16 protein-coding genes and 2 pseudogenes are annotated in these 18242 nt (G+C 60.6%); 4 read left to right on the top strand and 14 right to left on the bottom strand.

Annotated features, from left to right (window positions below):
* Positions 1-35: 35 nt before the first annotated feature.
* The 8 genes and pseudogenes from mgrA to RCF34_RS00985 all read right to left on the bottom strand — a co-directional run bounded on the left by mgrA (position 36) and on the right by RCF34_RS00985 (position 7780).
* Positions 36-1073, bottom strand: coding sequence for an L-glyceraldehyde 3-phosphate reductase (gene mgrA / locus RCF34_RS01020; RefSeq protein ID WP_308706487.1), 1038 nt, complete (start codon positions 1071-1073; stop codon positions 36-38).
* Between the two features lie 499 nt (positions 1074-1572).
* A pseudogene (locus tag RCF34_RS01015) lies at positions 1573-1734 on the bottom strand (allophanate hydrolase); the annotation flags it as partial.
* A gap of 295 nt (positions 1735-2029) precedes the next feature.
* Complete coding sequence (locus RCF34_RS01010) at positions 2030-2182, bottom strand: hypothetical protein (RefSeq protein WP_308706486.1); 153 nt, start codon at positions 2180-2182, stop codon at positions 2030-2032.
* Between the two features lie 235 nt (positions 2183-2417).
* Positions 2418-2915: a hypothetical protein gene (locus tag RCF34_RS01005; RefSeq protein ID WP_308706485.1), complete on the bottom strand. Its 498-nt coding sequence runs from the start codon at positions 2913-2915 to the stop codon at positions 2418-2420.
* Between the two features lie 845 nt (positions 2916-3760).
* Positions 3761-4129 (bottom strand): hypothetical protein, encoded by a 369-nt coding sequence (locus RCF34_RS01000; protein WP_308706484.1) that lies wholly within the window; start codon positions 4127-4129, stop codon positions 3761-3763.
* Positions 4130-4318: 189 nt separating this feature from the next.
* Complete coding sequence (locus RCF34_RS00995) at positions 4319-5650, bottom strand: MFS transporter (RefSeq protein ID WP_308706483.1); 1332 nt, start codon at positions 5648-5650, stop codon at positions 4319-4321.
* 106 nt (positions 5651-5756) lie between these two features.
* Positions 5757-7097: an amidase gene (locus RCF34_RS00990; protein WP_308706482.1), complete on the bottom strand. Its 1341-nt coding sequence runs from the start codon at positions 7095-7097 to the stop codon at positions 5757-5759.
* Positions 7098-7102: 5 nt separating this feature from the next.
* Positions 7103-7780: a DUF2848 domain-containing protein gene (locus RCF34_RS00985; RefSeq protein WP_308706481.1), complete on the bottom strand. Its 678-nt coding sequence runs from the start codon at positions 7778-7780 to the stop codon at positions 7103-7105.
* Positions 7781-8100: 320 nt separating this feature from the next.
* Here RCF34_RS00985 and RCF34_RS00980 point away from each other — a divergent pair, with 320 nt between their 5' ends.
* Both RCF34_RS00980 and RCF34_RS00975 read left to right on the top strand, forming a co-directional pair.
* Positions 8101-8769, top strand: a complete 669-nt coding sequence (locus RCF34_RS00980) for a GntR family transcriptional regulator (protein WP_308706480.1) — start codon at positions 8101-8103, stop codon at positions 8767-8769.
* Between the two features lie 502 nt (positions 8770-9271).
* Entirely contained in the window at positions 9272-10726 is a 1455-nt protein-coding gene (locus RCF34_RS00975) for a mechanosensitive ion channel family protein (protein ID WP_308706479.1), read from the top strand.
* Between the two features lie 368 nt (positions 10727-11094).
* On the opposite strand, the gene RCF34_RS00970 is transcribed toward RCF34_RS00975, so the two are convergent.
* Positions 11095-12000: a LysR family transcriptional regulator gene (locus RCF34_RS00970; RefSeq protein ID WP_308707499.1), complete on the bottom strand. Its 906-nt coding sequence runs from the start codon at positions 11998-12000 to the stop codon at positions 11095-11097.
* Positions 12001-12160: 160 nt separating this feature from the next.
* Here RCF34_RS00970 and RCF34_RS00965 point away from each other — a divergent pair, with 160 nt between their 5' ends.
* Complete coding sequence (locus RCF34_RS00965; RefSeq protein ID WP_308706478.1) at positions 12161-12910, top strand: SDR family oxidoreductase; 750 nt, start codon at positions 12161-12163, stop codon at positions 12908-12910.
* Positions 12911-13022: 112 nt separating this feature from the next.
* Positions 13023-13985 (top strand): quinone oxidoreductase, encoded by a 963-nt coding sequence (locus RCF34_RS00960; RefSeq protein ID WP_308706477.1) that lies wholly within the window; start codon positions 13023-13025, stop codon positions 13983-13985.
* A 150-nt stretch (positions 13986-14135) separates the two neighbouring features.
* Here RCF34_RS00960 and RCF34_RS00955 read toward each other — a convergent pair whose 3' ends face one another.
* The 5 genes and pseudogenes from RCF34_RS00955 to RCF34_RS00935 form a co-directional block, all read right to left on the bottom strand.
* Complete coding sequence (locus RCF34_RS00955) at positions 14136-14474, bottom strand: hypothetical protein (protein WP_308706476.1); 339 nt, start codon at positions 14472-14474, stop codon at positions 14136-14138.
* 246 nt (positions 14475-14720) lie between these two features.
* Positions 14721-14873 (bottom strand): hypothetical protein, encoded by a 153-nt coding sequence (locus RCF34_RS00950; protein ID WP_308706475.1) that lies wholly within the window; start codon positions 14871-14873, stop codon positions 14721-14723.
* 156 nt (positions 14874-15029) lie between these two features.
* Positions 15030-15760, bottom strand: a pseudogene (locus RCF34_RS00945) (methyl-accepting chemotaxis protein); the annotation flags it as partial.
* Between the two features lie 128 nt (positions 15761-15888).
* The gene (locus RCF34_RS00940; protein WP_308706474.1) at positions 15889-16782 is read right to left on the bottom strand and encodes a DUF1932 domain-containing protein; all 894 of its coding nucleotides are present in this window, start codon (positions 16780-16782) and stop codon (positions 15889-15891) included.
* A complete protein-coding gene (locus RCF34_RS00935) occupies positions 16779-18095 on the bottom strand; it encodes a cation:dicarboxylate symporter family transporter (protein ID WP_308706473.1) in 1317 nt (438 codons plus the stop codon). Before RCF34_RS00935 ends, RCF34_RS00940 begins: the two co-directional genes overlap by 4 nt.
* Positions 18096-18242 lie beyond the last annotated feature (147 nt).

Below are 18242 nucleotides of genomic sequence, written 5' to 3'. Positions count from 1 at the left end.
CTGACCCTGGAAAGCCAGGTACGCCGAACGGAGCCTTATTCCGCGCTGGACGGCTTGGCCCAGAGGTTGATAGCGCCTTCGACCGCATGGGTGTCGATCTCGGCCAGTTCCTCGGCGGTAAAGGTCAGGTTATCCAGGGCCGCCACGTTTTCCACGATCTGTTCGGGCCGGCTGGCGCCGATCAGGGCGCTGGTGATGCGCGGATCGCGCAGGGTCCAGGCCAGGGCCAACTGCGCCAGGCTCTGGCCGCGGCGCTTGGCGATGGCATCCAGGGCGCGTACCCGGGCCAGGTTCTCGGCAGACAGATGACCTTGCTGCAGCGACTGGCCACCGGGCTGATTGACCCGGGCCTCGGCCGGAACGCCATTGAGGTACTTGTCGGTCAGCAACCCCTGGGCCAGTGGCGTAAAGGCGATCACGCCACTGCCGATGTCCTCGGTCGCATCCAGCAGATCCTTTTCGATCCAGCGATTGAGCAGGTTGTAGGCTGGCTGATGGATCAGCAGCGGGATCTTCCAGTCGGCCAGCAACTTGGCCATTTCCCGGGTCTTGGTCCCTGAATAGGAGCTGATGCCGATATAGAGCGCCTTGCCTTGCTGGACCGCCGTGGCCAGGGCACTGGCGGTTTCTTCCAGTGGCGTGTGCTCGTCGAAACGATGCGAATAGAAGATGTCGACGTAATCCAGGCCCAGGCGCTTGAGGCTCTGGTCAAGGCTCGCCAGGACGTATTTGCGCGAGCCGCCACCTTGGCCATAGGGGCCGGGCCACATGTCCCAGCCGGCCTTGCTGGAGATGATGAGCTCGTCGCGGTAGGCGGCGAAGTCTTCGCGCAGCAGCCGACCGAAATTGATCTCGGCGCTGCCATAGGGTGGCCCGTAGTTGTTGGCCAGGTCGAAGTGATTGATGCCAAGATCGAAGGCGGTGCGCAGCAAGGCGCGCTGACGATCCAGCGGCGTGGTATCGCCGAAGTTGTGCCACAGGCCCAGCGACAGCGCCGGCAGCACGAGACCGCTGCGACCCACGCGGCGGTAAGGAATACGGTCATAGCGATCGGAAGCGGCTTGATAAGCCATGCAAAACTCCTCGGGATGGAATACTTGTTGAAAACCCAGGGCGCCAGAGCGAGACCCGGCGAAAAGACGCCATCCGATTAAAGCCGCCAGCAACGTCTTGTACAAACGGGTACTGCGGAATTTGCGGTGCAGGTGTGTGGCAAGCGGCGATCTGAATCCTCGAAGCCGTAATGTCAGGCAAACTGGCCAGATCACAGGAAATGGGAGAAAGCAGCCAGCGTGAAAAAGCAGGCGCTCGGTGCAGCGCTCCATAACCATAACTTCGCATAATGTATATTATGTTAAATGAGATATGGGCTTAGGCTAACAACTGCCCTTTGCCATCCCTCCAGTCTTTGACCTTATCCCTAATCCGGTCACCTGCTTCGACTCCGGCTTCCCTACCCTGGCCCTGTTGATCAGCGATCAGGATCTCCTTGCATGACGATCCTAAAAACGCGTCCGTTACGAACGACGTCTCCAGGATCTCTCGATTGGTCACCTGCTTGGCAACGGGTCCCTAGCTCGCCAGGACCTGCTCCAGTCGCTGCAGACGTTCCCGGTACACACGCCGTGCGGCCAGCGCGTCTTCCAGGGTCACGGCGACGAACCGCGCTTTCTGGTTTGGCTGCAGCTGGCCGATCAGATCCAGGTCACTGCTGATGACGGTGCCGACCACAGAGGCTTCCTTCTCTTGAAAGTGTCAGAAACTGCCAGATACTTCTGACACTTAGGAGATCTCTCATCATGCAGACTCTCGCCAGACAGGTGCTGGAGCACGCCGCAGGATTGCCCTGCTGATGCGCCCTTCCCTCCGTGCTTCAGGCCGCGGCCAAGGCGACCCAGGCGCCGCACTTGGCGCAATTGCTTGAATGCGTGCGAGGGGGACCGCCTCGAAGTGGCCGATAGCCACACGCGCCGCCTCTGCAAAGCTCGCGATGGACTGTGCCACCCAGAAGAGGTGCGGCTCGGCCTCATCATCCAGATAATCGACGGACACCGCGTAGGCGGCGCCCCAGGCGGTAGAGATCCTGGATCTGGATGCGTGTTGGTTTGCCGCAATGCTGAAGCACGAACTCGGGATCGCTGGTATCGGTCCCGGTTCGTTTCTTGAAGCTGTAGCTGGTCATATAGTCGTCCGCTAGTTGGGGGAAGCTGTGTGCTTCAGCAGAACATATCCGACTCTTTAGGAATGCAACTCCGGCTACGGCGCTAAGCACTCAAGCGAGCGCCTCGCTCGCCCCTGACCACATAGGCGATGCCGCGGTCCGATCAGTTGAGGGTGTGAGGAGCGCGGCTTGGTCGTCCTCCTGCGGTGGAGGGCTGTTGATAGGCAGGTAGAGGTTGCGCGCCCAGCCCTCGCCTTCACATTACCCGCTGGCGGCTGCAAGCGGCACGATCGAAGTCACGTAGCGCAGAAACCTGTGCTTCTGCGTCGCCAGCGGGCACGCACAACGGCAGGTTAGCCTTGACGATGGCGTCCCACTTCTCGCCGCGCTCCCCGAACCAGAGCGTGCAGCGGGTGCGGTTGTGCTTGATCAGCACCTTGTCGTCCGCGAGCTTCGCGAGCGTGCGCAGATCCTGGTAATCGGGCGTGTGCTCGATCGGTAATCCCTGCCGCTGCGCCCTACTCTCGTCATGCGCCTGCAGCTGCTCGCGCGCGGTGGCCACCGGTACCTGCTCGTTGCTTATCGTGTGGCCACCCCAGGTGAACTTGATCCGCCGCGGCGCACCGTCGAAGGCGTGGATGGTGCGCTGCAGTTGCTTGGTGGTGACGTCGGCGCCGAGGGCGACGCGAAACGCCTCGATCTCGTCGGTGACCACCTGCTTACTCGCATTGATGGCCGACACCTGCGGCAGCACGCTGGCCTGCGCATGAAGCTGTCGGCAGCGCCGGCAACGAGCGTCGCGGTCCCCCTGGTGCAGGGGCGCACCGCTGCTTCACTTTCCTCCGTGGTCGCCTCGGCAATGTTGTCTCTGGGCAGCCAGGTCTTCAGGTGGGTACGCTTTGCTCGGAGGGCCCTAGGGAACCAAGCGGCGCCTCCGGAAACGTTCGGATTTTCATCGAAGCGCTGCTGCAGCGGGCGCATTTGCCATCTGGGGCGCTTTGAAGCAGCGAAAGGAAGCCAGTGTGTTGACGAATCAAGAGATCAAATGGGCCGCGCTGCTCGTAGTAGTCGTGAGCTTTGCGAGGGTGCAGTTGCGAAAGCGATGGCCTGATCAGATGCGACGGTGGGAGCACCCGATCGATCTGTTGATCTTGGTGACGGTGATTTTTTTGATGATGGCAGCGCTTACCAATTTAGGTAGGGAGCCGGGCAGACCTATGCCGGCAGGGCCGACCAGGATTGCCTCCGTTACGCTGACGGCTATCTCACTCGAAAAGCACATCTGAGCCCAGGCGCTAGACCGGCGACTCGTAGGTGATGCCGCCCAGCCGATAGGTCGAAGGATCTTGAGCGGTACCCGATCACCCTCCTCCATATCCATCCGCTGGCCGCGGTGGGCAGGTAGAGTTTCCGCTCTGCCCATACCTCAGCCCGGGCCTTCACGTCGCCGCGCTGGCGGCCGCGGGCGGCACGATCGAAGCAGTGCAGCGGCGAAACCTTGGCCTTGATGATGGCGTCCCACTTCTCGCCGCGCCCCCGAACCAGAGCGTGCAGTGTGCAGTGTGCAGTGTGGAGGCGGAGCCGCAACCCTGTGCTTGATCAGGACTGGTCATTCGCCAGGTTCGCGCTCGTGCGAAGATCCTGGTACTCGGGCGTCTGCTCTATGAGGACCCCTTGCTGCTGCGCCCTACTCTCGGCCTCCGCCTGCAGCTGCTCGCGCACGGTGGCCACCGGTATCCGCTGGTTGCCGGTGGTGTGGCCAGCCCAGGTGAACGATATCCGCCGCGGCGCGCCGTCGAAGGCGTGGATGGTGCGCTGCAGCTGCTTGGTGGTGACGCCGACGCACAGGGCTCGCCGCAACAGCCGCGGCAGCACCTCGGGGATGTAGCCCAGGGCGACCTGGAGCGCCCAGAGCCCGTCGGTGATCGTCTGGTTGGAGGCGCTGATGGCGAACGCCAGCGGTTGCACATTGGTTAGGAGGCAAGTAGACGCTCGTCATGTCGGATGTCGGCCTTGCGGCGAAGACCGATGTCGAGGTGGCAAGCCTGGTTACTGCTGCCCAGTGGTGAAAAGCAAAGATAGCGCTGGCGCGATTGAGCTCAGCCAACCGGTTTGAACCCCCGGTCGGCTGAGCGCACGTCTCCGCGCCAAGCGGTACTAGGTGCTTTTGCCGACCCTGACGTCCTTGAACAGTAGGAACAACATCGCGGCCGCCAGAATCTCCAAAGCTGCTACGAAATACAGACCCGCTGAGAGACTGCCGGTCAGGGTGCGTAGGAAACCGATCATATAGGGCGCGACGAAGCCCGCCAGATTGCCGATGCAGTTGATCAGAGCGATCCCACCGGCTGCGGCGGTACCCGCCAGGAACGCGCCCGGGATTGACCAAAACACGGGGAAGGCAGCCAGGATGCCGGCCGCTGCCACGGTCAGGGCGATCAGCGCCAGGGTGGCGTTACCCAGGCACAGGCCGGTAGCTATCAGGCCCAGACCGGCCAAGAGCGCAGCGATCGCGCAATGGGCGCGCCGCTCGCCGGTTTGGTCGGAATGGTGGCCGTTCCAGAGCATCGCTAGCGTTCCAATAATGAACGGAATGGCGGCCAGCAGTCCGATAGTCATGTTGTTATCGATGCCCAATGACTTGATCACCGAGGGGGTCCAGAAAGCGATGGTGGCGTTGCCCGAGACAATGCAGAAGTACACCAGCGCGCAGAGCCATACCTTGGGATTGCGGACCAGACTTTTCAGATCGCTATGTTTTTCCGGGGCGGCATCTTCCTGAGCAATCACCCGGCTGACGTGATCGCGCTCTGCCTGGGTCAGCCACTTGGCTTGGGCCGGCTTTTCAGGCAAATAGCGCAACACGGCAATACCGGCCAGTACCGAGGGAATGCCCTCGATGATGAACAGCCATTGCCAGTTGGCCAGACTGCCGACCCCTACCATGCGGCTCATGATGAAGCCTGCGATAGGACCGCCTACCACCCCGGCGATCGCAAACGAGGTCATGAACATACCGTTGATGCGTGCCCGCTGCGCCGCTGGAAACCAGTAGGTGAGATACAACACCACGCCTGGAAAGAAGCCAGCTTCGAACGCACCCAGCAGAAAGCGCAGGACGTAGAAGGACATCGGACTTTCCACATAGGCCATTGCCACCGAGGTAAGTCCCCAAAGGATTGTGATGCGGGCCAACGTACGCCGTGCGCCAATCTTTTCCAGGAGCAGGTTGCTCGGCACCTCGAAGAGGAAGTAGCCGATGAAGAAAATGCCTGCGCCGAGGCCGTAGACCGCTTCACTGAAGCCCAAGTCATCGAGCATCGCCAGTTTGGCGAAGCCGACGTTTACCCTATCGATCCATGCCAGGACGAAGAGGAATACGAGGAAAGGCAGTAGACGCCAGGCGATCTTGCGATAGGTTGCGGCTGCAGCGGTACTGTGCGGGTTCGCGCCTTCGGAATCGGCGGTCAGGACGGGATTCTGATTCATACTGCATCTCCATCGATTCGGCGCCGAGGAAGACCCGGCGGGCCGTCGGGGCGTCAAGGATTCAAAGAGGGCAGCGCTCGCGTTGCTTTGCGAGCGCTAGATTTCGTCAGCTGCTGCGCAACAAGGCCTCGACGCTGCGGGCCACTTGCAGGACGCGCGCGTCTTGGCGGTTGAGCCCGGCGATCGACAGGCCCACAGGCAACTCATCGCCGCGGTGGCATGGCAGGCTCAACGCACAGCCGTCGAGAAAGTTGATTACGCTGGTATTGCGCAGTACCAGGCCATTGGTAGCGAAGAATTGTTCATCGTCCTGCTCCAGGGCGGACAGGACCGGCGGAACGACGGCCACACTGGGCAGCAGCCAGGCATCGGCATCACCCAGGCGCGATTTAGCGGCGGCAATCATAATGTGGCGCTGAGCTTGCAAATGCAGATAGTCGGCTGCGCTCAGGGCTTGGCCACGGCGAATCCTTTGGGCCACGCGCGGGTCGTAGTCGGAAGCCTGGCTACCACTTAGCCACTGACGGTGCAGATACCAGGCCTCAGCAGCGGTAAGGCCTCCCGAGGCATTTATCGTCGGCAGCTGATGAAGTTCAGGGAAGTCGAACCAGCTAATCACCGCCCCGGCATCCCTCAGGTGCTCCAAGCTGCGTTCGAAGGCGCGAGTTACGGTGTCATCCAGGCCATCCAGAACGAAGTCGCGGGTTACTGCGAGGCGCAGTCCGGCAAGAGAGGCTGGGCGGGTGTCGAGCGTCTCGCCTGAAAGAATTTCGTCGAGCAGGATGCTGTCGGCTACCGTCCCAGTGAGTGCGCCGACGGAGTCCAGGCTAGTGGCCAGGGGCAGAGCGCCCTGGAGCGACACTCGTTGTGCGCTGGGCTTGAAGCCCACCAGTGCGCAGAACGCCGCCGGGATGCGTAGCGATCCACCGGTATCGGTACCGAGGCCAGCCACAGCCATACCCCCGGCCACGCTTACCGCGGCGCCAGAACTTGAGCCGCCGGCGATACGCCCTTCGGCCACCGGGCTGGTAGGCGAGCCGTAGTGGGGATTTAGGCCCAGGCCGGAAAAGGCGAATTCGCTCATGTTGGTCCGGCCCAGCAAGATTGCACCAGCGCCGCGCAGGCGATTCACGACGGTCGCGTCGCTACTGGCCGGCTCGGCGTGAGTCAACACCTTGGAGCCGGCGGCCGTGATTTGCCCGCGCACGTCGAATAGGTCCTTGATCGACACCGGCAGACCGGCCAGAGGTGAGGGAACGTAGCCAGCAGCGCGAGACTGGTCGCTAGCTCGTGCGGCCTGCAGCGCCGCCTGGACGTCCACATTGATGTAGCCATGACCGCCCGCGGTGCGGTGCGCCTCAATGCGCTCCAGCGCGTGCGTTACCAGCGCCTCACTGGTGGTTGAACCCAGGGCAAGCTCCCGCGCCAACTCATTGATCGATTTCATCCGAATCACCCCGCTACCGGTAGTGGCTCGACGCTGTAGGCATGGGTCAGGCTGCGGCCAAGCACTGGATCGAACAGTTCCATCTCGAAGGATTCGCCATATCCCAGCTCGCCTATCACCGGCTGGGTGCCGCAGAACATCGCGGTACCGGGCGGCAAGGCGGCGCTGTCGTTGAGCTTGGCCAGCAAGGTGGCAGGCGTCAGCAGCGACGTCACAGGCCCTTCCTGATAGAGGGCACGGATGCCGCCGCGATCACGCCAGGTACGCATTACCAACTGATCCCAGTGCCCCTCGACGTCGGCAAAGCGCCAGGCAGTGGTAGCGATAGGCTTGTCACACATCTGCTTGGACACGGTTACGTCAAAGGCTTCGACCTTGCGGTCGGTGTGGTCTGAGCCCAGGCCCACCAACAATCCGGCGGGGCTAGGAATCAGTACGATTTCGGTCTCGCCGGAAGAATCCTTTCCGGGCACCTGGATGCTGGGCGCCGGATTTAGCAGGCTCGCCGCCACGCGGTAAAAGCAAGGAATTTGGGTTGGGCGGCGCACTCCCAGGGCTTCCAGTTCGCCGATGTGGTGCTCGACTGCAGCGCTATCGCGGCCGGCCCACCCGGCGATGATCAGATGGTCAATATCGACGCGAACTTCACCGTGGCCGATCACTTGTAGGTTGAGTTGAGTCATCGTTTGATCCTTTGACGAGGAGGCATGGTAGCTAGAGGTTGTTACTGATGATCTTCTGATATATCACAGTGATTTCAGTAGGCAACGCGTGTGCCAGTTCGTTGGCAATCTAAAAAATCGCCACGGATCAGTGGGTTGCAATAGGCCTTCGCGGAACCGAGGGAGGCGTGCCGATGCTTGTTGTTACCTTTCTGCACCGTTTGAGCGCACGAATTGCACGCTATTGGCTCGGTATGGCCAAGGCATGGCGAAGCGTGGGGCGACAGATGAAGCCTTTTTTCATACAGTGATATATCAGCAATGCCTCGAGGACATCTTCCTTGCTCGATACCACCGACGCGTCTCGTCCTGTCAAAGGGGCCGCCAGCCTGCGCGAACAGGCCTATGAGCAGATCAAGCGGCGCATCATTACTTGCCAGCTACGTCCGGGTGACGCCATCAATGAAGCGCAACTCACCCAATTGCTAGGATTAGGCCGCACACCGGTGCATCAGGCCCTGCATAGGCTGGAGATGGAGGGAATGGTGACCATCCTGCCGCGCAAGGGTGTGATGGTCACCGCTATCTCGCTCAACGATGTCCTCGACATGATTGATGTGCGGATCTGCAACGAGCAGCTGTGCGTAAAGTTAGCGCTTGAACGCGCGCAGGAAAGTGATTTCAGCGCCATGCGTACCATCATCGATCGGACCCCGGCGCTGCTCAAACAGCGGGACGTTACTGGGTTGATGGAAGTGGACCTGCAATTCCACCTGGCTATTTCGGCGGCCGCGCGTAATCGGGTACTCGCCGAGCTACTTCGCAACTTGCATGAAAAGCAGGCTCGATTTTGGTTCCTGACCATGTCGGAGATGCACCATAGCGAACGCATCTACGAAGAGCATCTACAGATCCTCGCTGCCATGGAAAGCCGTGACAGCGAAGTAGCCTTACACGCCATCCATCATCACATCGACGACTTCCGCCGCGCGATCATTCGCACGTTGTGAAGCTCAGCTACAGGCCGTCCGCCAGGTTCGTGTCTTGCGCAGGTCCTAGTTTGGGGTGTCTACGCGAGCGGTATCCTAAGCTGCGCGCCCTACTTTTCACCTACGCATGCAATGGCTCACGAACGGTGGCCCCGGCACCCGCTGGTTGCTCATGCTGTGGCTAGCCTAGGGGAAGGAGATGCGCCGGGGCGCTCCGTCGAATGCGAGGATCGTGCACTAATGCTATTTGGTGTTCATCCTTCAGCTTCCAGGACACGCCGCAATAGCGGTGGCGGCTTCTCGGCGGTGTAGCTGAGCCCGCAGCGTTCGCTGCGCATGTAGCGTCTTTATAGGGGTATGTCATCAAGGCGTCCCTACTCATTGATAGCCGTTCGGGCGCATGGAGTGTGCGTTACGGTTTCCTGTAATGTGGCTCATCTCGCTAACGCCGGAGGCTACTGCAGCTGCGTCCTTCGGGCGAAATGTGTACTGACCAAGGTTACAGGCGTAAGGGTCCCTGAACATGCTGATCGGTCCGCTTGAGACAATAGCGTTAGGTTTCACTGCGTTCGTCACCGACCTCTCTGTATGGCGGTTGAACAGACGACGTCCGTTGACAGTTCGCGTAGGAATACGAGTACTGCTGTTCGTACTCTATAGCGCCATCTTGTTCCACGGCGGGATCAGTCCTCTGCAAGCAGCCCCATGGCCCCAAAACACCTCCCTTCATATGTCATCGCTCGCGTTGGCAATCATTTGGTGGCTTCTTGGTGCCCGCACGCTTAGCGAGGTACTTGGCGCCCTCCTCGATCGGAGGATCGGTCATAACGGACGCTTGCTAAAAGATGTCGTCGGCGCACTGACATTTCTAGCAGCGGTGGTCGCGGCGGCAGGGTACGTGATAGAGCTTCCTGTAAAAGGTCTGCTCGCGACTTCTGGCGCTTTGGCGATCATCGTCGGTCTTGCATTGCAGAGCACGCTGAGCGACTTGTTTTCGGGGATTGTGCTCAACGCCACCAAGCCGTACCAGGTGGATGACCAAGTGGCAATTGATGGCGCTGAGGGCAAAGTGCTCGACATAAACTGGCGCGCTACCCAGTTACTTACCGGTTCCGGCGCGCTCGCGGTCATTCCTAACTCAGTAGCCGCAAAAGCCAAGATCACCAATTTCAGTAGGCCGGCGCATAGGCATGGCGTTTCAATCACCTTGTCCATACCAAATCATGTGCGTCCCGGAACAGTGCTTGACGCGTTGGAGCGTGCGTTACGCGGTACTCATGCCCTCTTGACCGATCCACCGCCTGGCGCTTCGGTGAAGGACGCTAGCGCGGAGACCACGCAATACGTTGCCAGCGGGTACATCACTGATCTTGAACGCAAGGCCAAGGTCCGCAACCAGATGTTCGACCTAGCCTACCGCCATCTCGAAGCCGCGGGCGTTGCGTGGTCTGGCGAGGTCAACCGCAAGGCTTCTTGGACCCGCAGCCTACTGGATGAGGTGAGGGTCCTCCGAAGCCTGTCTTCGGCTGAAAAGGATCGCTTTGTCGAATCACTCGTGGTCCGAGAGGTGTCGTCGGGCGCCGTGATTCTCGATGTCGGAGAAGTCCCTGAAGAATTGGTCATCATAGCCTCTGGCGTCGTCAGCGTGACGATCCCTGACGGTGACGGTCCTGAGCGTCCCTTTATCGAGGCTGGTCGGATGGGACCGGCTGAGGTACTAGGAGAGCAGAGCGTCTTGGACGATTGCCCAAGCGGTGGTCGCTTTACGGCAATGACCACCTGCCAATTGCTCACGATCTCCAGACCGGCCATCCGCGCGTGTATCGCGGATAGGGCAGAGATCGGCCAAGCCATAGGGAAACTTCACGCCTACCGCGTTGAGAGCAGTCGATCATTGCTCACGAAGCCTGCCAAGACGGCGGAGGCGAAGGTAGGTTTTCTAGCCTGGCTACAGCGACACAGCGGCCACGGGGCCTAAAAGAGGTCGGTATCAGTTTACCCGGGCGATCGTGTCCTACGGTGAGGGATCCGGAAAGATGCAGGTCCGGTAGCCTGCGTAGACCTTAACGTAGGAGCTATCCGTGAGGCTCGCCGGCCATAGCTCTTCAGCCACGAACGATTCTGCAGCACAGTTGCCAATGTGCGGCGCCAGCCGACCTCAGTCGGCGCGTAGGTCGAGCAGATGTCTATATCGTTTCCAGAGGCCGCGGTCTCGGCTACTACATTGATAAGGCTCAGGATGCTTCACAAGGTCCAATGGCGGCTTTGCGAGCATATCCGGGACAGTGGCAAGGAAGGCAACCTTTGAGTTTAAGGGTCGTCAGTGCGATGCCCTTATCAGCACCGTCAACGCAATCCCTTCGCTTCAAACAGCTCTACAAGCCATTCCACGAAAACCCTGACGCGTGCACTGAGGTGCCGATTCGGCGAGTAAACGATGTAGATCGGATTCGGCTCCATTGACCACTCCTCAAGCAGGGGCGTCAGGGCGCCGGATTTGAAATGTGGTTCCGCCATGAACAGCAATGTCTGCAATACGCCCATCCCTGCAAGAGCGGCAGCGAGCAGGGCGTTTGAGTCGTTCACCGAAACGAAGTAGCTCGCGTCTACTGCGATACGCTCCTCCCCTCTGCTGAATTCCACGGGCAAACGCCGATTGGTCCCCGCGAAAAAGTAGCGAACCATCTGGTGGTCTGATTCCAGATCGGTCGGGTGAAGCGGCGTCCCATGCTTGGCAAGGTACTCAGGCGTTGCGCAGGTGACGAACTTGAGGCTGCCCAACCGCCTGGCGATCAGCGATGGATCGTTTAGGGTGCCACCCCGAATGACGCAGTCGACCCGATCGCTAAGCAGATCCACAGGCCGGTCGCTTACGCCTATGTCCAGCTGTAATCCTGGGTAGCGTTTCTGAAAATCCGGCAAGGCGGGTAAGACCAGCATCGTGGCCATCGTCGAGCCCATGTCAACTCGCAGGCGTCCGTGCGGCCGTGCTTGAGCAGTGGCCAGGTCTGATTCGGCTTCCAGCCAATGGTCCACCACACGCACCATGCGTTCGTAGTACGCGGATCCATCGTTGGTGAGTGAAATGCGCCGAGTTGTGCGGTTTAGCAATTTCACCCGTAGATGACTTTCCAGCGACTGGATGTGCTTGGTAACGGTATTGCGCGGGAGGTTTAGCGCTTGTGCCGCCTTCACAAAACTACCGGCCTCGACCACTTGGAGGAATGCTTTGACTGCCGCGAAGTAATCCACGTTATAGCCCATTCAACAATATCAACCCCTAGACATTAGCCCGTCTCTGGGAACAGTGGTGTTGTTTTTAACCGATTTATCCCTTTGTTACTACCTTTTAGAGTGATCTCACCCAAACGAAGCCTCTCCATACCGGAAGGCTCAAGAGGAGATCACAAAGATGACTAAGCAACTTCAAGGCAAAGTGGCACTGGTAACTGGCGGCTCCCGTGGCATCGGGGCGGCAATCGCAAAGCGTCTCGCGGCAGACGGTGCATACGTCGCCTTCAGCTATGCAAAATCGCCAGACCAGGCCCAGAAGGTCGTCGCTGAAATTGAGCTTCACGGTGTACAGGCCTTGGCTATCCAGGCAGACCAAGGGAACACGGCGCAGGTGATCGCGCTCGTCAGACAGGTTCATCAACACTTCGGCCGGTTGGACATACTGGTCAACAGCGCGGGCGTTTTTGTCACTGGTCCTGTTGATGCGCCGGATGCCGACATCTCAGCGTTCGATCGTCAGCAGGCGGTCAACGTAGGTGGTGTCGTCACCGCAGTGCGTACGGCGGTTGGTCTGATGAATGATGGGGGACGAATCATTTCGTTGGGCACGACCGGCGCTGATCACGTGCCATTCCCAGGTGCAGCCGACTATGTTGCAACCAAAGCTGCCGTCGCTGCCTACACACGCGGGTGGGCGCGTGACCTTGGGCCACGCAATATCACCGTGAATGTCATTCAACCCGGGGCTATCAATACCGAGATGAACCCCGAGACTGCCGATCATGCGCCGTTCCTTGCGGGCTTGGCGGCGTTGGGTCGCTATGGTCAGCCAGAAGACATCGCCGCCGCCGTGTCTTTTCTAGCGGGCCCTGAGGCGTCTTACATCACTGGTGCCACGCTGAACGTCGACGGTGGCCAGAGCGCCTGATCGATACCACATCCTTCAGCCCGACCGGCGATGCCGAGCATTAACTGCTTGGCATGCCCTCCCTTCGCGGTTCAGGTTTTTGTAGACGACATTTCTAATCACCGAGGCGGCCATGAGTCAGCGCATCCGGATCTACCAGCAAGGAACACCCGCTGTACTCCGTTATGAAACCTTTGACCTGGAATCACCCACCCGTGAGCAGGTACTGATACGGCACGAAGCCATCGGAGTGAATTTCGTAGACACGATGTTCAGGGATGGCACCTTCAAGGTTCCGTTACCGTTCAGCATGGGCGTGGAGGCCGCGGGCATCGTGGAAGCTGTTGGCGCTCATGTGCAGCACCTGAAAGTAGGTGATCGAGTAGGCTATTTCTTTGCACTCGGCGCCTACGCGGATCGTCGGGTAATTGATTCTAGCGCGCTGATAAAACTGCCCGACGACATCTGTAGCGAACAGGCCGCCGGGCTGTTATCAAAGGGCCTTACAGCGTGGGCTTTGGTTAAACAGGCCCATAGAATTCAGGCCGGTGAAACTATCGTCGTGCATGGCGCTTCCGGCGGAGTAGGTAGCCTGCTCACGCGTTGGGCAAAGTCGTTGGGTGCCACCGTCATAGCCTCTGTCGGCTCCGCCGACAAAGCTCGAATCGTTGGGGGCTGGGGACTTGATCACGTACTGCGGTCTGACGATTCGGACTTGGCCAGCCGAATCATAGCCGCGAATAGCGGAATCGGTGTCGACGTCGTGTACGACCTGGTCGGGTGGGATACGCTGGATGCCTCGATCAGGTCGCTACGCGCTGGTGGCGAGCTGATTCACGTTGGCAACGCCTCAGGCGGCGTCACTGTGGATCCCTTGCTCCTAGCAGCGCGCGGCGTCAGATACGTTCAGCCGTCGACTCCCCAATACGTCAACGCGCAAAACCAGCATATGGCGGCATCGGAGCTATTTGAGCGCTTCCGGGAAGGCGCACTCGGGGAGCTGGAGCTCGCACGCTATAAACTGGAAGAAGCAGCTTTGGCTCATCAGGCCATCGCGGCACGCAAGCACACCGGGTCAGTTCTCCTGATTCCCTGATCGCCTAGCCCCGGTTCTATGCTGTCTATCAGGCTTTAGAGCCCCTTCACGATGATCGACTCGCTCCTCGAAGACGTTGTAGCAGCCGGCAGGCTTATTCGGCCTTCCACTGGTTCGCTATTAACCAGCGTGCTGTCGAGCCGGAGTTATCTAGCGCTGTGTCAGATAAGTAATGCCACCGATGCGATAGGTCGAAGGCGTCTTGAGCGATACCCGATCACCCTCCTCCACATCCATCCGCTGGCCGCCGGTGGGCAGGTAGAGGTTGCGCTCTGCCCACACCTCCGCCCGTGCCTTCACATCCCCGCGCTGGCGGCCGCGGGCGGCACGATCGAAGTCGCGCAGCGCGGACATCTTCGGTACGGCCTCGCCGGCGAGCACGAACACTGGCAGGTTGGCCTTGATGATGGCGTCCCACTTCTCGCCGCGCTCACCGAACCAGAGCGTGCAGCGAGGATGTGGCGCCACGACCTTGTGCTTGATCAACACCTGGTCGTCCGCCAGGTTCGCGATCGTGCGCAGGTCCTGGTACTCAGGCGTCTGCTCGATCGGTAACCCCTCCTGCTGCGCCCTACTCTCGGCCTACGCCTGCAGCTAACCGCGCGTGGTGGCCACCGGTACCCGCTGGTTGCTGGTGGTGTGGCCAGCCCAGGTGAACGAGATCCGCCGCGGCGCACCGTCGAAGGCGTGGATGGTGCGTTGCAGCTGCTTGGTGGTGACGCCGGCACCCAGGGCTCACCGCAACAGCCGCGGCCGCATCTCGGGGGTGTAGCCCAGGGCAACGCGAAGCGCCTCGATCTCGTCGGTGACCACCTGCTTGCTCGCATTGATGGCCAACACCTGTGGCAGCACGCTCGTCTGCAGGCGGAAGTAACCCGGCAGGCGCATGACGGTGCCGGCGGCTTGGCCAACGTCGCGCTGCAGAGGGGTGATTGGAGGGTTCGGGGTGTGAAGGGGTGGTATATTTTTCTAGTAGGATTCGATTAAACCTATGGCGATGAAGCCGGTAGCGACCAGCACCTATCAAGTTTTGCTCGCATAGCCTCATCTCGTTGAAATGAGGCTATGCCGAATGAAAGCCATTAGTCTCGGAGGCGGCTCGCTAGCTTCACTGGCACTCTGGGTACGTTGTAGGTCCTCTTCATTGTGTCGGGCGACGGTAACGATCTCCGCCAGGTTGCGGGCTATGTCCTTGGCCACCGAGGTCTGCTCCTCAGCCGCGGTGGCGATCTGCCGATTCATGTCGCGAATAGCTTCCACGGCCAGGGTGATGCTGCGCAGCCGCTCGCCCGAAGGCACTATCTGATCGCGTCCGGCGCTGCTTTCTGCGGCGCCCGAACGCACCGCTTCGGCGGCTTCGTGGGCGGCGCCCTGCAGCGTCGCGATCAGCTGATGGATCTCGCTGATGGAGCTGGCCGTGCGCACCGCCAGGCTGCGCACCTCATCGGCCACCATGGCGAGGGCGCGTCCGGCGTCCCTGCCCGAGCGGCCTCGAGGGCGGCATTAAGCGCCAGCAGGTTGGTCTGGTCGGCGATGCCGCGAATCACTTCCAGGACACTGCCGATACGCTCGCTGTCGTGCTCCAGGCGGGCGATGACGGCGGCGGTGCGGGTGATTTCAGCATGCATCCGCTCGATGGTGGCGATGGTCTGGGTCATGCCCGTCTCGCCTTCCTGGGCAGCACGATTCGCATCGTTGGCCGCCGAGGCGGCGCTGCCAGCGTGACGGGTTACCTCTTGCGCCGTGGCGTTCATCTCGTGCATGGCGGTGGCCACCATGAGCACGGGGCGCCGCGCCTCGGCGCTCAGGGCTTCGGCTTGGCTGTTGGCACGCGCGTGCAACGCGATTGCCGGGTAGCTGGCTTCATCCCGTACAAAGCCTCTATGCTATCAAAAGGGACACCTCAGCGCGTCGCAAGCTGGTCTATCAGGCTGGTCCAATCGAAGGGCTCGGCATAAGGGATGTCCAGATCCACCATGCGCTCCACCAGATCACGCTGAGACGCGCTGATCGCCAGACTCATGCGTGGCTCCAGGCCCGCATCGGCGACGGTCTTGGCAACCTCTTCCATTTCTTCCGCCCGGCGCAGACCATGCTCCGCCACGCGGCTGATCAGATAGTGCGGCTGGCGAGCATCCCACCCCATGTGCGGGAAGCTTGCGTGCAGTGACGCGAGCACCCTTTCTTCCGCGCCATAATGGCGGGCGGCCGACAGACATTCAGTCGTAAGCGCTTCCAGTCCCTTGATCATCACGCTGCGACACATCTTGATGGCGGAAGCCACGCCTACCTCTTCGGCCACGACCTTCACGTTGAAGCCAAGCTCGCCTAGCGTTTCGGCAAGGGTGGCAGCGTTGGTGCCGCCCAGGAGCAGCGGCGTAGCCAGGCGCTGAGGCGGCACCGGTGCCATAACGGCGACATCCAGGTAACCGGCGCCACTCCTTGTTACAGCGCTTTCACCAGCCTTCTTGGTCGCCGGCGCTACGGAATTCAGGTCAAGAAAGTATTGTCCAGGTATCAGTTGCATGCTTGCTTCCGTCGCGACCTCCCACGCGGATCCAGCGGTCACCGTGGAGAACACCAGGTCAGTGTCCACGAGAGCGTCACTGAGGGTGCGGCACAGTTCGACACCGGCCATCCGAGCCTTTTCCATGAGTCGCTGGCCGCCTTCGAGATCAGCAACCAACAGGTCATACGCCTTGACCGCAATGCCTCGCGAAGCGAGGTCTGCAGCCAGGATTCCACCGGCTTCGCCATAGCCGATAAAGGCCACGCGTGGCAAGGAAACAGAGGTCATTTAGTAGGCTCCAGCTGGGATGAGGAGGCGGTCGCTGCCGCGTCCGGAGTGGATTGAGAGGGATCGCGAAGACAGGCGTCGAAGGCGCTTCGATCGAACAGGCCTTCCCACCGCGAAATGACGAACACGGCAACGCTATTGCCGATCACATTAGTGGTCGAGGTCGCGATGGCCAGCACTCGATCGATGCCAAACAGCAGGCCGAGGCTACCCAGCGGCAGCACCCGGATCGATTCCAGGGTGGCAGCCAGTTTGATGACTGCCCCACCCGCGGCACCAGCCCCACCTTTCGACGTCAGCAGCATCACACCGAGCAGGGTGATCACCTGCGAGGGACTGAGCGCCGTATCCGTCGCTTGCGAAAGAAAGCCCAGGCCGCACGCCATGTACAGGCAGGCACCGTCGATATTGAAGCTATAGCCAGCCGGCAGCACGAAGCCCACCACGGCCTTGTCGCACCCGGCGCGCGCCAGCTTTTCCACCAGCTTGGGAAAGGCCGCCTCGCTCGAGGCTGTGCCCATGGCGATGATGGCCTCTTCCTTGATGACGCGCAGGATGGCGAACAGCGACAAACCGGCCATCGCGCAAACCGCGCCCAAGATCACCAGGATGAAGGTCAGCACGCTCGCGTAATAAGTCAGGATGTAGCCCAGCAGGTAGAGCAGCGTGGCCGAGCCGAAACTGCCGACCGCTGCGGCCATGGCGCCAAAGGCGCCCAGGGGCGACAGCCGCATGATGTAACCAAGCAACTTGAAGGTCAGCGTCTGTCCTTCTTCCAGCAAGCGCAGGGCCAGCCAATCTGGCTTGGCACAATGAGCGAGCGCGACACCAACCAGGATAGAGACGAACAACACAGGCAGGATGTCGCCCGTGGTGAAGGCTGAAGCCAGGGTCTTGGGAATGATGGAAAGCAGGAAATGCTCGAGGCTGAAGCCGCCGCCGGCCAGGGCGCCTTCAACGGCCTGCGCCTGGTTGGCGGCGAGGCTGTCACCCATCTGCGCGTGAAGGCCTTCTCCAGGGCGCACCAGACTGACCACGACGAACCCAACCACCATCGCCAGGGTACTGACCACCTCGAAGTAGATCAGTGTCTTGATTCCGATCCGGCCAAGACGGCGGAAGTCACGGATATGGGCGATGCCCGAGACGACCGTAAAGAAGATCACCGGCCCGAGCAGCATCTTGAGCAAGGAGATGAACGCCGTGCCCAACGGCTTCATACGCTGCGCCAATGCAGGGTCGATTAGTCCCAGCAGGATGGCCAGAAAGATAGCGATGAGCACCTGCACATAGAGTTTGCCCAGTAGCTTCACGGTGGCCTCTTCGATTTGTTGTTATTTGTCTTACTTAACGCTGCCAGCGGCCCACCGCCCAGGACAATGCATTCAGGCGGCACCGGCATACGTTTTTTTTATCGAGAGCTTTAGCCATCGCGGCTTGCCAGCGTGATCGGAGCACAC

Source organism: Pseudomonas sp. 102515 (assembly GCF_031085165.1).
Lineage (GTDB): Bacteria > Pseudomonadota > Gammaproteobacteria > Pseudomonadales > Pseudomonadaceae > Chryseomonas.
This window is presented reverse-complemented; position numbering and strand designations above follow the sequence as displayed.

Excerpts from the sequence above, each read along its gene's own strand:
- RCF34_RS00990 (WP_308706482.1), bottom strand. The coding sequence starts at position 7,097 with ATGAAATCGATCAATGAGTTGGCGCGGGAGCTTGCCCTGGGTTCAACC.
- RCF34_RS01010 (WP_308706486.1), bottom strand. The coding sequence starts at position 2,182 with ATGACCAGCTACAGCTTCAAGAAACGAACCGGGACCGATACCAGCGAT.
- RCF34_RS00975 (WP_308706479.1), top strand. The coding sequence starts at position 9,272 with ATGCTGATCGGTCCGCTTGAGACAATAGCGTTAGGTTTCACTGCGTTC.
- RCF34_RS00985 (WP_308706481.1), bottom strand. The coding sequence starts at position 7,780 with ATGACTCAACTCAACCTACAAGTGATCGGCCACGGTGAAGTTCGCGTC.
- RCF34_RS00965 (WP_308706478.1), top strand. The coding sequence starts at position 12,161 with ATGACTAAGCAACTTCAAGGCAAAGTGGCACTGGTAACTGGCGGCTCC.
- RCF34_RS00995 (WP_308706483.1), bottom strand. The coding sequence starts at position 5,650 with ATGAATCAGAATCCCGTCCTGACCGCCGATTCCGAAGGCGCGAACCCG.
- mgrA (WP_308706487.1), bottom strand. The coding sequence starts at position 1,073 with ATGGCTTATCAAGCCGCTTCCGATCGCTATGACCGTATTCCTTACCGC.
- RCF34_RS00960 (WP_308706477.1), top strand. The coding sequence starts at position 13,023 with ATGAGTCAGCGCATCCGGATCTACCAGCAAGGAACACCCGCTGTACTC.
- RCF34_RS00940 (WP_308706474.1), bottom strand. The coding sequence starts at position 16,782 with ATGACCTCTGTTTCCTTGCCACGCGTGGCCTTTATCGGCTATGGCGAA.
- RCF34_RS00950 (WP_308706475.1), bottom strand. The coding sequence starts at position 14,873 with ATGCGCCTGCCGGGTTACTTCCGCCTGCAGACGAGCGTGCTGCCACAG.